Origin of the sequence: Streptomyces sp. NPDC046805, assembly GCF_040645355.1 — a bacterium.
In the GTDB taxonomy this organism is placed as follows: domain Bacteria; phylum Actinomycetota; class Actinomycetes; order Streptomycetales; family Streptomycetaceae; genus Streptomyces.
The window spans coordinates 118,085-133,588 of the sequence record NZ_JBEYYC010000020.1 but is presented as its reverse complement, the minus strand read 5'-3'; the positions used below and the strand labels follow the sequence as shown (position 1 = coordinate 133,588).

At 71.5% G+C, this 15,504-nt stretch carries 11 protein-coding genes; 4 read left to right on the top strand and 7 right to left on the bottom strand.

Features of this window, described 5'->3' with window-relative positions:
• Positions 1-54: 54 nt before the first annotated feature.
• From ABZ910_RS22335 to ABZ910_RS22315, 5 genes are read right to left on the bottom strand one after another with little or no spacing between them, the layout of a single operon-like run.
• A complete protein-coding gene (locus ABZ910_RS22335; RefSeq protein WP_361367745.1) occupies positions 55-660 on the bottom strand; it encodes an ATP/GTP-binding protein in 606 nt (201 codons plus the stop codon).
• A complete protein-coding gene (locus tag ABZ910_RS22330) occupies positions 641-4,255 on the bottom strand; it encodes a hydantoinase B/oxoprolinase family protein (protein ID WP_361367742.1) in 3,615 nt (1,204 codons plus the stop codon). The genes ABZ910_RS22335 and ABZ910_RS22330 overlap by 20 nt, the downstream gene beginning before the upstream one ends.
• A 24-nt stretch (positions 4,256-4,279) precedes the next feature.
• Positions 4,280-4,675 carry a DUF742 domain-containing protein gene (locus tag ABZ910_RS22325; protein ID WP_361367739.1) on the bottom strand — a complete coding sequence of 132 codons (396 nt, stop codon included), beginning with the start codon at positions 4,673-4,675 and terminating at the stop codon, positions 4,280-4,282.
• 9 nt (positions 4,676-4,684) lie between these two features.
• Positions 4,685-5,119, bottom strand: a complete 435-nt coding sequence (locus ABZ910_RS22320) for a roadblock/LC7 domain-containing protein (protein ID WP_361367736.1) — start codon at positions 5,117-5,119, stop codon at positions 4,685-4,687.
• Positions 5,116-7,959: a nitrate- and nitrite sensing domain-containing protein gene (locus ABZ910_RS22315; protein WP_361367733.1), complete on the bottom strand. Its 2,844-nt coding sequence runs from the start codon at positions 7,957-7,959 to the stop codon at positions 5,116-5,118. Before ABZ910_RS22315 ends, ABZ910_RS22320 begins: the two co-directional genes overlap by 4 nt.
• A 420-nt stretch (positions 7,960-8,379) precedes the next feature.
• Between ABZ910_RS22315 and ABZ910_RS22310 the strand changes: the two genes are divergently transcribed.
• On the top strand, positions 8,380-8,913 hold the full coding sequence (locus ABZ910_RS22310; RefSeq protein WP_361367782.1) for a hypothetical protein: 534 nt from the start codon (positions 8,380-8,382) through the stop codon (positions 8,911-8,913).
• Between the two features lie 48 nt (positions 8,914-8,961).
• On the opposite strand, the gene ABZ910_RS22305 is transcribed toward ABZ910_RS22310, so the two are convergent.
• Positions 8,962-10,146: an FAD-dependent oxidoreductase gene (locus ABZ910_RS22305; RefSeq protein ID WP_361367731.1), complete on the bottom strand. Its 1,185-nt coding sequence runs from the start codon at positions 10,144-10,146 to the stop codon at positions 8,962-8,964.
• Entirely contained in the window at positions 10,143-10,466 is a 324-nt protein-coding gene (locus ABZ910_RS22300) for a bifunctional 3-phenylpropionate/cinnamic acid dioxygenase ferredoxin subunit (protein ID WP_361367728.1), read from the bottom strand. The genes ABZ910_RS22305 and ABZ910_RS22300 overlap by 4 nt, the downstream gene beginning before the upstream one ends.
• A gap of 289 nt (positions 10,467-10,755) precedes the next feature.
• Between ABZ910_RS22300 and ABZ910_RS22295 the strand changes: the two genes are divergently transcribed.
• The 3 genes from ABZ910_RS22295 (at position 10,756) to ABZ910_RS22285 (ending at position 15,484) form a co-directional block, all read left to right on the top strand.
• Positions 10,756-11,595, top strand: coding sequence for an IclR family transcriptional regulator (locus ABZ910_RS22295; protein ID WP_361367725.1), 840 nt, complete (start codon positions 10,756-10,758; stop codon positions 11,593-11,595).
• Positions 11,596-11,787: 192 nt separating this feature from the next.
• Positions 11,788-12,873, top strand: coding sequence for an S-(hydroxymethyl)mycothiol dehydrogenase (locus ABZ910_RS22290; RefSeq protein ID WP_361367721.1), 1,086 nt, complete (start codon positions 11,788-11,790; stop codon positions 12,871-12,873).
• 79 nt (positions 12,874-12,952) lie between these two features.
• Entirely contained in the window at positions 12,953-15,484 is a 2,532-nt protein-coding gene (locus tag ABZ910_RS22285; RefSeq protein ID WP_361367718.1) for an FAD-dependent oxidoreductase, read from the top strand.
• Positions 15,485-15,504 lie beyond the last annotated feature (20 nt).

Here is a 15,504-nt window from a genome sequence, read left to right as displayed (position 1 = left end):
GCGTGATGTGCGGCCCCTACCCCGGTCGGCGGGGGTAAGGGCCGCGCTCGCGCCTCACGTGGTCACTGCCTCGCGGCGCTGGGCCGCATGCGCCATCGCGTGCCGGACGACTCCGATCAGCACGTCCTTGACCGACTCGCGGTCCCGGGCGTCGCACAGCACGAGCGGTACGTGCGCGTCGAGGTCGAGTGCCTGGCGGACGGTCTCGACCGGGTAACGAGGGGCCCCCTCGAAGCAGTTGACGCTGACGAGGAAGGGGATGGAGCGCCGCTCGAAGTAGTCGACGGCGGCGAAGCAGTCCTCCAGACGGCGGGTGTCGGCGAGGACGACCGCACCGAGCGCGCCCTCGGACAGCTCGTCCCACATGAACCAGAACCGCTCCTGTCCGGGCGTGCCGAAGAGGTACAGCACCAGGTCCTCGCGCAGGGAGATGCGGCCGAAGTCCATGGCCACGGTGGTGGAGTGCTTGCCCTCCACACCCCTGGTGTCGTCGATCGGACGCCCGGCCTCGGTGAGCCGCTCCTCGGTGCGCAGCGGTCTGATCTCGCTGACCGCGCCGACGAGGGTGGTCTTGCCCACGCCGAAGCCGCCGGCCACCAGGATCTTGAACGTGACGGGCTCGACCGGGGGCTTGCCGCGCTCAGAGCGCCCGAAGGTCATCGATCTCTTCTCCTGCTTGATCGGGGTCGGGTGACGGTGGTCCGTAGCCGCCGCCACCGGGGGTTTCGATGACGAGTACGTCGTCGGGGCCGACGTCCGCCGAGTCGCTTCCGCCGAGTTCGGTGACCGAGCCGTCGGCGCGTTCCACCCGGTTGGTGCCGAGCGCGCCGGGGTCGCCGCCCGCCATGCCGTACGGCGGAACCCGGCGGTGCTGGGACAGTGTGGAGACGGTCATGGGCTCCTGGAAGCGGATGCGGCGCACCGCGCCGTCCCCGCCGCGCCACTGTCCCGCGCCGCCGCTCCCCTGCCGCACCCCGAACTCGTCGAGTCGTACGGGCAGCCGCCATTCCAGGACTTCCGGGTCGGTGAGCCGCGAGTTGGTCATGTGGGTCTGGACGACGCTCGCGCCGGGGAAGCCGTCGCCGGCGCCGGATCCGGAGGCCACGGTCTCGTAGTACTGGTGGCGTTCGTTGCCGAAGGTGACGTTGTTCATGGTTCCGGAGCCTTCGGCCTGGACGCCCAGCGCGGCGTAGAGGGCGCCGGTGATGGCCTGGGAGGTCTCGACGTTCCCCGCGACGACGGCGGCCGGCGGCTCGGGAGCGAGCATGGAGCCGGGCGGCACGATGATGTCCAGGGGGCGCAGACAGCCGTCGTTGAGCGGGATGTCGTCGGCGACCAGGGTCCGGAAGACGTACAGAACGGCCGCGTTGACGACGGCGAAGGGGGCGTTGAAGTTGGTGGCGAGCTGTGCGGACGTACCGGTGAAGTCGATGGCCGCGCGGCGGTGGTCACGGTCGACGCGCACGCGCACGCGGATGACGGCGCCCGCGTCGGTCTCGTAGGCGTACTCGCCGTCGTCCAGGGCGTCGATGACGCGCCGGACGGCGTCCTCGGCATTGTCCTGGACGTGCCGCATGTAGGCCTGGACGACGTCGAGCCCGAAGTTCTCGATCATGCGGCCGACTTCGTCGACGCCCTTGTGGTTGGCGGCGATCTGGGCGCGCAGGTCGGCGAGGTTGGTCTCGGGGTTCCGCGAGGGGTACGGCGCCTCGGTGAGCAGATGCCGGGTCTCCTCCTCGCGGAAGCGGCCGTTCTCGGCGAGCAGCCAGTTGTCGAAGAGGATGCCCTCCTCCTCGATGGTGCGGCTGTTCGCGGGCATCGAGCCCGGGGCGATGCCGCCGATCTCGGCGTGGTGGCCGCGTGAGGCGACGTAGAAGAGGATGCCGTCACCCTCCGTGCCGAAGACCGGGGTGATCACGGTGACGTCGGGCAGGTGCGTGCCGCCGTGGTACGGGTCGTTGACCGCGTACGTGTCTCCCGGGCGCATCGAGTCGCCCCGGCGCCGGATGACCTCCTTGACACTGGTGCCCATGGAGCCCAGGTGCACGGGGATGTGCGGGGCGTTGGCCACCAGGTTTCCGTCCGGGTCGAACAGTGCGCAGGAGAAGTCCAGGCGCTCCTTGATGTTGACCGACTGGGCCGTGGACTCCAGCCGGGCGCCCATCTGTTCGGCGATGGACATGAAGAGGTTGTTGAAGACCTCGAGGAGAACCGGATCGGCTTTTGTGTCGACTTCGGAACTCTGCGTGACCGCCGCCCGTTCCATGACCAGATGCCCGTCGTCGGTCGTCGTGGCCCGCCAGCCCTCGTCGACGACGGTCGTGGCGCTGGCCTCGGTGACGATCGCAGGGCCGGTGACGGTTGCGCCGGGGGGAAGGTCCTCGCGGCGGTGGAGGGGTACGTCGCGCCAGGCGCCGCCCGTGTGCAGGCGGACGGTCTCGGGGGCGGCGGGCCGGCCCTCGTAGGGGGCGAGGGCGGAGAGATCGGGGGGTTCGGTGATGCCGGTGGCTTCGACGGAGAGGGCTTCGACGACGATCGGTCGGTCGAGGGTGAAGGAGTACGTGGCGCGATGACGTTCTTCGAAGGCTTGCCTCATGGTGTCGGGCTCGGTCAGCTCGACGGTGAGCGTGGTGTCCGTGCCGTCGTAGCGGAGCTGGGCGCGTCGGGTGACCTCGATGCGGTCCTCGGGGATGTCCTCGGCGAGGAGCTCGGCGCGGGCCGCGCTCTCCAGGTCGTCGGCCGTCCGCCGGACGCCGGGCATGGCGGCGGCCTCCAGGGGGGCCTCTACGGACTGTTCGCGCATCGCCGTGGTGTCGGCGAGGCCGATGCCGAGCGCGGAGAGGACACCGGCCATGGGCGGCACCAGGACGGTGCGGATGCCGAGCGAGTCGGCGACCATGCACGCGTGCTGACCGCCCGCACCACCGAAGGTGGTCAGGGCGTAGCGGGTGACGTCGTGGCCCTTCTGCACGGAGATGCGCTTGACGGCGTTGGCGATGTTGGCGACGGCGATCTGCAGGTAGCCCTCGGCGACCTGCTCCGGGGTGCGGTCGTCCCCGGTCTGTGCGCGGATCTCGCCCGCGAGCGCGATGAAGCGGTCACGGACGAGTGCGTCGTCCAGGGCCTGGTCACCGTCGGGGCCGAACACCTTGGGGAAGTGGGCGGATTGGATGCGGCCGAGCATGACGTTGGCGTCGGTGACGGCGAGCGGGCCGCCGGCGCGGTAGCAGGCGGGGCCCGGATCCGCGCCCGCCGAGTCCGGCCCCACGCGGTAGCGGGAGCCGTCGAAGTGCAGGACCGACCCGCCGCCCGCGGCGACGGTTTGGATGTCCAGCATGGGTGCGCGCAGCCGGACGCCGGCGATCTGCGTGGTGAAGACGCGTTCGTACGCGCCGGCGAAGTGCGAGACGTCCGTGGACGTGCCGCCCATGTCGAAGCCGATGACGCGGTCGAAGCCGGCGAGCTGCGACATCCGGGCCATCCCGACGATGCCGCCGGCCGGCCCGGACAGGATGGCGTCCTTGCCGCGGAACTGACCGGCTTCGGCGAGGCCGCCGTTGGACTGCATGAACATCAGCCGCACGCCCTCGAGTTCGTCGCCGATGTGCCGGACGTAACGGCGCAGCACGGGCGACAGGTAGGCGTCGACGACGGCGGTGTCCCCGCGCGGGACGAGCTTCATGAGCGGGCTGACCTCACTGGAGAGCGAGATCTGCGGGAAGCCGGTGTCGGCGGCCAGCTCACCGATCGCCTGCTCGTGAGCGGGGTGCAGGTGGCTGTGCATGCAGACGACGGCGACCGCGCGGATGCCGTCCTCGTACGCCTCCTGGAGCGGGCCGCGGAGGACGTCCAGGTCGGGGGCGCGCAGGACGGTTCCGTCGGCGGCGATCCGCTCGTCGACCTCGACGACCCGCTCGTACAGCAGCTCGGGGAGGTCGATGCGGCGGGCGAAGATGCGAGGGCGGTTCTGGTAGGCGATGCGCAGGGCGTCGCGGAAGCCCCGGGTGATGACGAGGAGGGTGCGCTCGCCCTTGCGTTCCAGGAGCGCGTTGGTGGCGACCGTCGTGCCCATGCGGACGGCCTCGATGGACTCCTTCGGGCCGTCGAGGAGTTCCCGTACGCCGGCGACGGCCGCGTCGGCGTACCTGGGGTTGACGGACAGCAGTTTGTGCGTGAGCAGGCGGCCGTCCGGGCGGCGCGCGACGATGTCGGTGAAGGTACCGCCTCGGTCGACCCAGAACTGCCAGCCTGTCACGTCAGTACTCCGCTTCCGCGCCGGTCACAGCGCCCGGAGGCCGTTGATCACGTCGCGCAGAATACTCTCGTCCGGCAGCTCCGCCGGGGGCACCGGGCGTGTGACATGGACGAGTTCCGCGTCTACGAGGTCGCCCACGAGGACCCGCACCACTCCGATGGGCAGGTCCAGTTCCGCGGCGAGCTCGGCGACCGACTGCGGGGCGTGACGGCAGAGTTCGACGATGTCCACGTGTTCAGGGGCCAGCGTCTGGTCCGCTTCCGGATCGTCGGCGTGGGGTTCGGTGACGACCAGCGCGATCACGTCGAGGCGGTGCTGGGCCGCACTGGTGGTGCGGCCGCGCGTCATGGCGTAGGGGCGGACGACCGGTCCGGCGTCGTCGTCGAACCAGTTGCTTCCCTCCCGGCCGTCTGCGCTCATGTCGTCCCACTACCCGCCTGCGGGCAGGTCGGCGCGCGGAGCGGCCCTCAGATGCGCACCGACCCGCTTGACGAGGAGCGTCATCTCGTACGCCACCTGGCCGACGTCGGAGTCCGCGTCCGACAGGACGGCGAGGCAGCTTCCGTCGCCGGCGGCCGTCACGAACAGGAAGGCATCGTCGAGTTCGACGACCGTCTGCCGGACGCTGCCCGCCTCGAAGTGGCGGCCCACGCCCTTGGCCAGGCTGTGGAATCCGGAGGCGACGGCGGCCAGATGTTCGCCGTCCTCCCTGGTCAGGTCCTCGGACACGCCGGTGGCCAGGCCGTCGCTGGAAAGCACGATGGCCTTGCGGATGCTGGCGACGCGGGTCACGAGGTCGTCGAGGAGCCAGTTCAGCTCCCCCTTGTGCGTGGCGATCTGGTCGGTCGTGTTCGGTGCGGTCATCGACCGTCCCCCTTGCTCGTTCCTTGTGCGGTGCCGTTGCGGGCCCGGTCGCCCGCGTGGTTCTCCTCGCGGCCGCGCTGCCAGCCGCGCTGGAGCGAGGCCATGCGGCTGCGGACTTCGTCCGCGTCGCGCTCGGCGGGCTCCGCCGTGCGCTCGGCCGGCCGGCCGGGGGCCTGCCGCAGCTGCGGGGCCAGGTTCGCCTGCCGTACGCGCCGGGGCAGCGGTCCCATACCGGCTCCGCTCTCCCCGGGAGTGCTGCCGCCTGGTGGGGTGAAATCGCCCGCCCCGCCATCGGGAGCATCCGTGGGCCGGCTCTGCCGTGGCAGCGCGCATCCCTCGGACGGCTCGCCCGGGCCGCCCGGGCCGCCGGTCGGAGATTCCGTCCGTGCGTCGACGCGATCGGCGACTCCAGCACCGGGGGGCCCGGACGGGGTGCTCCGGCGGCGGGTCGGCAGCGGGGCCAACGCAGCCGGTTCGGTGTGGCCCGGGGTGTTCGGGGGCTCCTCGTCGGCGTCGCCGCGACGGGAGCGGTGGTCGGCGACGGGCTTGCCGTGGGAGCTGACCAGCTTGGGCGCGCGCCCACGGGGCAGCGGCACGGGCACGCTCGGCCGGTCGTCGGCTTCCGGTCGCTCGGTGGCGTCGGAGGTCTGCCGGTACGGGGCGTTCGGCCGGGCCGGGGCCTCGTCGTCCGCGCGGGCGATGGAGCGGTGGGGGCGGAACGGCCCGCCGTGTTCGCCGTCCTCGTCGGAGAGCGCGTCCGGGAAGCCGTCGAGGGCGTCGAGGTCGACGGGCGCCTCCAGCTCCACCGGCCCGTCGAGGAGCGCGGCGGGCCGGCCCGGCAGCACCGCGGGCGGCTGGGCCGGGGCGGTGCTGCGACGCTCCTTCAGCTCGTCCTTCTCGGCGGGCCGGACCCGGTCGAGGCGGAAGCCGAGGCCGTTGGTGTCGGGGACGTCGTCCGTCAGCAACGCGTCGGCGATGAACACGACGGCGGTGGTGCCGCCGTAGGGGGACGGCTGCAACGAGACGCGGACGTTCTGACGCTGGGCGAGGCGGCCGACCACGAACAGGCCGAGCCGGTCGGTGTCGGAGAGTTCGAACTCCGGGGTCTCGGCGAGCCGCAGGTTGGCGTCGAGCAGGGCTTCGGCCGTCATACCGAGGCCGCGGTCGTGGATCTCCAACGTGAAGCCGTTGGCGACGCGCTCGCCGAGGACCTGGACCGCGGTGTGCGGCGGCGAGAACATCGTCGCGTTCTCCAGGAGTTCGGCCACCAGATGGGTGAGGTCGGCGACGGCCGGACCGGTGACGGCGACGCGCGGCAGCCGGCGGACCTCGATGCGCTCGTAGTCCTCGACCTCGGCCACGGCGGCCCGGACGACATCCATGAGCTGGACGGGCTTGCGCCACTGGCGTGAGGGGGCGGCGCCGGACAGGATCACCAGACCCTCGGCGTGCCGGCGCATGCGCGTGGTGAGGTGGTCGAGGCGGAAGAGGTCGGCGAGTTCCTCGGTGTCCTCGGTCCTGCGCTCCATGGTGTCGAGCAGGGTGAGCTGCTTGTGCAGCAGCACCTGGCTGCGCCGGGCGAGGTTCACGAAGACTTCGGAGACCCCGGCGCGCAGCTCGGCCTGTTTGACGGTGGCCTCGACGGCGGCGCGCTGGAGGGTGTTGAGGGCCTGACCGACGTCGCCGATCTCGTTCCTGTCGTACTCCAGGTGCGGGACCTCGGTCTCCACGTCGACCTGCTCGCCCGCGGACAGCCGCCGCATCACGCTGGGCAGGCGGACGCCGGAGGCCTCGTGCGCCTCGAGCCGGAGCTGTCGCAGGTCGCGGATGAGGCTGCGGCCGACACGCACGGACAGTACGACGGAGATGAGGAGGGCGATCAGCCCGAGGACACCGGCCACGGCCGCCTGGACGATCACGCCCATGGCCACGGGGTGGACGCGCTGTTGATAGCGGTCGCCGACCTGCTCGTCGAGGGTGCGCAGTTCGTCGAGCACATTGCCCGCGGCGGCGTCCCAGGTCCCGGCGCTGACGCCGCGCGGGACCCCGGACCCGGAGGCGTCTACGGCCCGCTCGGCCCCGCGCAACGGCGCCGTGGCGGCGTCCTTCCAGAAGCGCTCGTAGCGGTCGCGTTCCGATGCCGGGAGCAGCGGCAGGCTGATGTCGTACAGGAGGGTGCGCTGGGCGACGAGGTCGGAGATCTCGCGGGTCTCGCCGCGGGAGAGCGTGCCGACCACCAGGGCGGAGCCGACCAGGGCGTCCTCACGGGAGAGGAGTTCCCGGGCGCGGGCGATGTTGACGAGGGCGCGGGCCTGCTGGTCCATGTCCACGTCGTCGATCCCGTCGAGACTCGCCAGCAGTGCGAAGCAGGGATCGACGACACGGTTGTAGAGGTCGAAGGCCTGGGCGCGGGTGACGGTGCCCTCCTCGACGCTGCGGCGCAGGGAGTCGATGCCGTCGAAGGCGTCCAGGGCCGCGGTGAGGCGTTCGCCGTCGTCCGCGTCCATGCCGTCGCGGACGTCCTGGTCCTCGGCGCTCCTCCTGATCCTGGCGAGGGCGTCGTCGGTGGCGGTCCGGGTACGGCGCAGGGCGGCGGGGGCGTCGGCGGCGCGGGGGTCGGCGAGATAGACGAGGGTCTGTCGGCGCTCTCGCTGCAGGACACCGACCGCGTCCTCGGTGGGGCGGCTGATGTCCTCCATGACGTGCGACACGTGGAACAGGCGGGTCACTTCCCGCCCCGTGAGCACCGTGGTGAATCCCCAGCCGACGCTCAGGGACACCAGCGGCACGAGAAGCAGCGCCATGATCTTCCGGCGGATCGACGTCCCGCGAAAGCGCATGGCCTCCCCCAGCTCGACCCCCTGCGGACGGGGGTACGCATGTGCGTCAACAAACGCGGCGAGCCTACTACCGCCCCAGGGTGAACTCGAAGCGGCGTCCTTCGGCTGAACTTCCGCACCTGCGACGGGAGATGGCGAGTTGTCCGGGCATTACGGGAGATCATCACCTCGATTCGGAGCGCTTGGGCGGGGCGGGCCGGGGTGCTGCCGCAGACGATTGGCCGAAATTTTTCGCAGGGTGGGAATCTTCGTGACACGTCGTTCGTCCTTCTCTATGGGAAATGGGGGGCGGATTCGGCCACAGGCGTCGCATCCCGCACCCGGGCGGCGTAAAGCAGCGCAAGCCGGGCAGCCACTGGGGAGCCGGTGTCCTCGGACATCGAAGTGAGCGGTCTGCCGGCGGTGGGGAGTGACGCGTTGATGGGCACGGCGGAGAGGCGCATGGCGCCTGAGGATGACGTGGCGGGGGGCTCGACGGCGGGATGGAGCCCGGCAGCCCCGGATCGCGGCGTTCCGGAGGGTGGAGGCTATCCGGAGCCGGCCGAAGCGCAACGGCAGCCGCGACACCGGCCGTTGTGGATCGAGGAGCCTGCGCGGCGGCGCAGGCTGCCCGACCCCGTGCGCACTTCGGCCGTGCGGGCGGTGCTGCTCATCGCCGTGACCCTGATACAGGCCATGGTCGCCTTCCTGTGCACGATGGCCGGGTCCTGGCTGGCGTTCCCGATGGTGATCGGCGACGTCGCCGGCACGGTGGTGGCCACCTGGGGCGCGGTCGATGTCTGGGTGACCCGCCAGGTGTGGAACCAGCGCAACGGCGTGGTGTCGGCGCCCAGTAGCACGGCGCGGTCACTGCGGCGCGAACGGCGGTCCACGCGGCGTCGGACACGGGACGCCGAGCGGGACCGCGAGCGGATAGGCCGGCCGGGCGGCGCCGGGCAGCTGTCGCACCCCTGATGTCGCACCCCTGACAGCCGGTGCGTCGGCCGCCCGGTGTGCCGGCCGTCAGAGCGCGGCCGGCTCCAACCGCTCCTCCTCACGGACGAGTTCGCGTCGTGCCCGCATGAAGGCGCGGGGGCGGTCGACGGACAGCACCGCGACCGTACGGCCGCCGCGTTCGTACCGGGCGAGGAAGCCGCCTTCGGCGGGCCCACCCTCGGCGATGTCGCCCTCGGTGACGCGGACGGTGTCGTCGTCCCGGCGCCGTCCGGCGAACTGGATGCGGGTGCCGTACTGATCGGACCAGAAGTACGGCACCGATCGCACGGTCTCGAGGGTGCGTCCGGCCAGCAGGTTCGCCACGGCGATGCGGGGTTGCTGTGTCGCGGAGGTCCAGTGCTCGGCACGGGTGCCGCCCACGCGGGCCACGTCGCCGACGGCGACCACCTGGGGAAGCGCGGTCACGCAGCCGTCGTCGCACAGGACGCCGTCCCGCAGGGCGAGCGTCGAGCCCGCCAGCCAGGCGGTGTTGGGGATGGCCCCGATACCGACGATCACGACATCGGCCGGCAGGAGGCGGCCGTCGGCGAGTTCCACACCGCTGACGGAAGCCGTGCCGCGCAGTCCAGCGACACCGGTGCCGGTGACCAGGTCCACCCCACCGCGGCGGTGCAGCGCGGCACACACGGCGGCCATGTCCACCCCGAGTTGGGGCACCAGGGGCAGCGGGGCCGCCTCGACGACGGTGACGGCGTGACCGCGGGAGGCACATGAGGAAGCGGTCTCAGCGCCTATGAAGCCACCGCCGATGACCACGACCCGGCGCGGACCACGGTGGAGTCGGTCGCGCAGGGCGCGGGCGTCGTCGAGGGTGCGCAGCGTGTGGACGCCGACGAGGCCGTCGCCGGGAAGGCGGCGGGCGGTCGCGCCCGTGGCGATGACGACGCCGTCGGTACGGATCGTCCGGCCGTCGTCGAGGAGCACGGTACGGCCGCGGGTGTCGAGGCCTCTGGCGCGGGTGCCGAGGAGCCACTCGGCCCTCAGCTCGGCGAGCTCCTCGGCGTCGGTGAGGGCGAGTTGGTACTCGTCGGCGCGGCCGGTGAGGAAGTCCTTGGAGAGAGGAGGTCGGTCGTAGGGGCGGTGGGGTTCGTCGCCGACGATCACCAGTCGGCCGTCGAAGCCCTGGGCGCGCAGTGCGCGAGCCGCGTACAGCCCGGAGAGCGAAGCGCCGACGACGGTCACGGTCCTCATGCGGCCGTACCCTCCTCCGCAGCGAGGTCGACGTGGATGAAGCCGTCCTCGACGGTGACGCGGTACGTGGTGACGGGGCGGCGTGCCGGGAGGCAGGTGGGTTCGCCCGTGCGGAGGTCGAATGAAGCGGCATGCAGCGGGCATTCGACCAGACAGCCCTCCAGCCAGCCCTCGGAGAGAGAGGCGTCCTGGTGGGTGCAGGTGTCGTCGATGGCGTACAACTCGCCGTCGTCTGTATGGAACACGGCGATGGGCGGGGTGGTCTCGACTCGGACGGACCCGCCCTTGGGGAGGTCTTCGAGGCGGCAGACGGGAATCACTGGGCCCCCCTCTCGTCCGGGACGTTCGGTCCCGGACGGGCTCGGCGCAGGCAGTCATGGGGTCCGGACCTGCTTCGGTCCGGGCGATGAAGCGGTAAGGGAGTGTCGGACCGTCTTCGGTCCAGGGCGTCCGTGCCCTTCCGGGATACGGACGCTTCGGTAACATGATGTTCCGCATGGCGCACAAGCGAGCGCTGTGCGCAACAGAATCCGCGCGGGACGACCGTCGCGTCAAGGGCTTCCCGCAGATGCGGCCCAAACAGGGCCGACAGGTGGTGAGAGTTGAGCCATGACCCGCACGCAGAAGAAGGCTGACCGCAGCGCGGACAACGCAGAAGGCCCGGGAAGTTCGGCGAGGCAGAACGGCCGGGGAGCGGCGAGCGCGGTGCAGTCGGTGGACCGTGCCGTGAGCGTGCTGGAGATCCTCGCCCGGCACGGCGAGGCGGGCGTCACCGAGATCGCCGACGAACTGGACGTGCACAAGTCCACGGCGTTCCGCCTGCTCGGCGTCCTGGAGAACCGCGGCCTGGTGGCTCAGGCGAAGGACCGCGGCAAGTACTACCTGGGCTCCGGCGTGCTGCGCCTGGCGGGGGCGGCGGCCGGGCGGCTCGACATCTCCACGGAGGGCGCTCCGGTCTCCCGGGAACTGGCCGACGAGCTGGGCGAGACGGTGAACGTCGCGGTGCTCGACGACGACGCGGCGGTCAACATCATGCAGGCGCGCGGCCCCGCGTCGGTCACGGCGCAGAACTGGCTGGGCAGACGCACCCCACTGCACGCCACCTCCAGCGGCAAGGTGCTGCTCGCGCACCTGCCGTCCACCCTGCGCGAAGGTCTGCTGGCGCGCACGCTGCCGCGCTTCACGGACCGTACGATCACCGGCACGGCCATGCTCCGCGCCGAGTTGGAAGCCGTGGTCGAGCAGGGCTACGGAACCACCATGGACGAGTGGGAGCTGGGGCTCGCCGGCGCAGCCGCACCGGTCCGGGCGCACGACGGCAAGGTGATCGCCGCGATCAGCGTCTCGGGACCCGTGTACCGGCTGAACGCCGACCGGCTGCCGGAGCTGGCGAAGCGGACGGTGGCGGCGGGGGCCGAGCTGTCGCGTCGTATGGGCTACGGCTTCTGACGGACTGCCGACGGCGGCGCGGGACCGGGAGGTTTCCCGGTCCCGCGCCGCCGTGTGTCCGTCACGTTTCGTCCGGCGAGCACCTTTTGCCAAGGGTTAACGCGCACCCCTTGACGGCCCCCCGAGGCCGTTCTCAATATGTTCCCCATCGTGCAACCCATCGTGCACTGCGCAACAGCAGAGGAGTCTGTCGTGCCACACGAGGTCCGTGCCGTAGTCGCTGCGAGGAAGGGTGCACCCGTCGAGGTGCGGACGATCGTCGTCCCCGATCCCGGGCCCGGAGAGGTCCTCGTGAACGTGCAGGCCTGCGGGGTCTGCCACACGGATCTGCACTACCGGGACGGCGCGATCACGGACGACTTCCCGTTCCTGCTGGGGCATGAGGCCGCAGGCACGATCGATGCGGTCGGCCCGGGGGTCACCGGTCTCGAGCCCGGCGACTACGTGGTGCTCGCCTGGCGTGCGCCGTGCGGGAGTTGTCGCTCCTGCCGCCGCGGACGTCCCTGGTACTGCTTCGACTCCCGCAACGCCACCCAGCCGATGACGCTGCCGGACGGCACCCCGCTCAGCAACGCCCTCGGCATCGGCGCCTTCGCGGAGAAGACCCTGGTCGCCGCCGGCCAGGCCGTGAAGATCGACCCGGCCGCCAGACCGGAGGCCGCCGGCCTCATCGGCTGCGGGGTGATGGCCGGTTACGGCGCCGCGGTCAACACGGGCAACGTCGGCCGCGGCGACTCGGTCGCCGTCATCGGCTGCGGCGGCGTCGGCAACGCGGCCATCGCGGGCGCCTGCCTCAACGGTGCCATGAAGGTCATCGCCGTCGACATCGACGACAGGAAGCTGGACCAGGCGGAGAAGTTCGGCGCCACCCACACCGTCAACTCCCGCGGAACCGACCCGGTCGAGGCCGTCCGCGCTCTCACCGACGGCTTCGGCGTGGACATCGCGATCGACGCGGTGGGCCGTCCCGAGACCTTTGAGCAGGCCTTCTACATGCGCGATCACGCGGGCCTGCTGGTCCAGGTCGGCGTCCCCTCCCCCGAGATGAAGGTCGAACTCCCGCTGATCGACGTGTTCTCGCGCGGCGGCGCCGTCAAGTCGTCCTGGTACGGCGACTGTCTGCCGAGCCGGGACTTCCCGTTCCTCGTCGACCAGTACCTGTACGGCCTGCTGGATCTCAACGCGTTCGTCTCCGAGACCATCGGCCTGGAGCAGGTGGAGGAGGCGTTCGACAAGATGCGGCGGGGTGAGGTGCTGCGCTCGGTGGTCGTCCTGTGACCATCACCGTCGCCGAGCGGCCCCACGTGCCGCAACCGTAAACGCGTTCTCGTTCACCCCTGTCCCGGCAAGGAGGGGCATGTCCAGCACGCCCGAAAACGGAGCCACGCCCACCGCCCGTACGAGCAGCCCTCGCGTCGTCATCATCGGCGCCGGCATCGTCGGCTGCTCCCTCGCCGACGAGTTGACCGCCCGGGGCTGGACCGACGTCACCGTTCTGGAACAGGGACCGCTGCCTGCTCCCGGCGGCTCCACCTCCCACGCGCCGGGCCTCGTCTTCCAGACCAGCCCGTCCAAGACGCTCGCGGAGTTCGCCCGGTACACCGTAGAGAAGTTCTGCTCCCTGGAGGTCGACGGCGTCCCCTGTTTCGACCAGGTCGGCGGACTGGAGCTCGCCACCACCCCCGAACGCCTCGCGGACCTGCACCGCAGGGCCGGTTACGCCGCAGCCTGGGGCATCCGCGGTGAGGTGGTCAGCGCGGCCCGCTGCAAGGAACTCTGGCCGCTCGTCGACGAGTCGATGGTCCTCGGCGGCTTCCACACACCCGACGACGGGCTGGCCCGCGCCCTGCTCGCGGCCCGCGCGCAGACGGATCGGGCCACCGCCCGGGGCGCCCGCTTCCTGGACCGCCACACCGTCACGGGCATCGAGCAGAACGACGGCCAAGTCACGGCGGTCGTCACCGACCGGGGCACCTTCCCCGCCGACCATGTCGTCTCCGCCGCCGGTTTCTGGGGCCCGGTGATCGGCCGCATGGCCGGGATCGACGTACCGCTGCAGCCGCTCGCGCACCAGTACGCGAGGACGAAGCCGCTGCCCGAGCTGAGCGGTGCCACGGCGGAGGCGTCGAAGCCCATCCTCCGCTTCCAGGACCGCGACCTGTACTTCCGCGAGCACAACGACCGCATCGGCATCGGTTCCTACGCCCACCGGCCCCTGCCCGTCGATCCGTTCGCGATCCTCGCCTACGACGAGGCGCGTACCCACAGCATGGACATGCCGTCCTCGTTCCCCTTCACCACCGAGGACTGGGCCCCGAGCTGGGAGGACTGCCGCCGGCTCATCCCTGCCCTGCGCCGGTCGGACATCGACACCGGCTTCAACGGCGTCTTCTCCTTCACCCCGGACGGCATGCCGGTCCTCGGCGAGGCGCGGCAGCTGCGGGGCTTCTGGCTGGCGGAGGCGGTCTGGGTCACTCACTCCGCCGGGGTCGCGAGGGCCGTCGCCGAGTGGATGGTGAACGGGCGGGCGTGGATCGACCTGCACGAGTGCGACCACACGCGTTTCGAGGAAGCGCAGCGCTCACGGTCGTACGTCCGTGAACGCGGCTCACAACAGTTCGTCGAGGTGTACGACGTCCTCCACCCCCTCCAGCCGATGGAGCGGCCGCGTCCGCTGCGTGTGAGCCCCTTCTACGCCCGTCAGCAGGAACTCGGCGCGTTCTTCCTGGAGGGCACCGGCTGGGAGCGACCGCACTGGTACGAGGCCAACGCCTCCCTCGCTGCCCCGTTCGCCGCCGCACCCGACGACGCGCTCCCCGGCCTCCCCGGACTCCCCGAACGCGACGCCTGGTCCGCCCGCTTCTGGTCCCCCATCGCCGCGGCCGAAGCCGGGGCGACCCGCGAAAAGGTCGCCCTGTACGACATGACGCCTCTGCGCCGCCTCGACGTCACCGGCCCCGGCGCCCTCGGCTTCCTCGACCGCATGACCACCAACAACCTGCGCAGAAAACCCGGAGCGGTCACGTACACCCTCCTCCTCGACGAGTCCGGCGGCGTCCGCTCCGACCTCACCGTGGCCCGCCTGGGCCCCGACCGCTTCCAGGTGGGCGCGAACTCCCCGGCCGACCTCGACTGGCTCATCCGGCACGCCCCGGACGACGTTCATCTCCGGGACATCACCTCCGGCACCTGCTGCATCGGCGTCTGGGGCCCCCTCGCCCGCGACCTGGTCCAGCCCCTCACCCGCGACGACTTCTCCCACGAGGGCTTCGGCTACTTCCGGGTGAAGGAGACGTACATCGGACACGTCCCGGTGACGGCGATGCGCCTGAGTTACGTCGGCGAGCTCGGCTGGGAGCTGTACACCACCGCCGACCTGGGCCTCAGACTCTGGGACACGCTGTGGGAGGCGGGACGGGATCTCGGCGTGATCGCGGCCGGGCGGTCGGCGTTCAACTCGCTGCGTCTGGAGAAGGGGTACCGGGCCTGGGGCATCGACATGACCGACGAGCACAACCCGTTCGAGGCCGGCCTCGGTTTCGCGGTCCGCATGGACAAGGGCGGCCAGGGCGGTGGGAGCGGCTTCGTCGGCCAGGAGGCCCTGCGGGACCTCCCCGAGCCGGTCCGGCGCCTGACGCCCCTCCTCCTCGACGGCCCCGCCGCCGTGGTCCTCGGCAAGGAGCCCGTCCTTGTCGACGGCGCCCCCGCCGGCTACGTCACCAGCGCGTCGTACGGCTACACGCTGGGCCGCTGCATCGCGTACGCCTGGCTGCCGGCCCGTCTCGCCGTCGGCACCGGCGTCCACATCGCCTACTTCGGCGAGAAGATCCCCGCGACCGTGGCCGAAGAGCCGCTGTTCGACCCGAAGATGACCCGTATCCGCCGTTGAGGCGCCCTCAGGAGGCAACT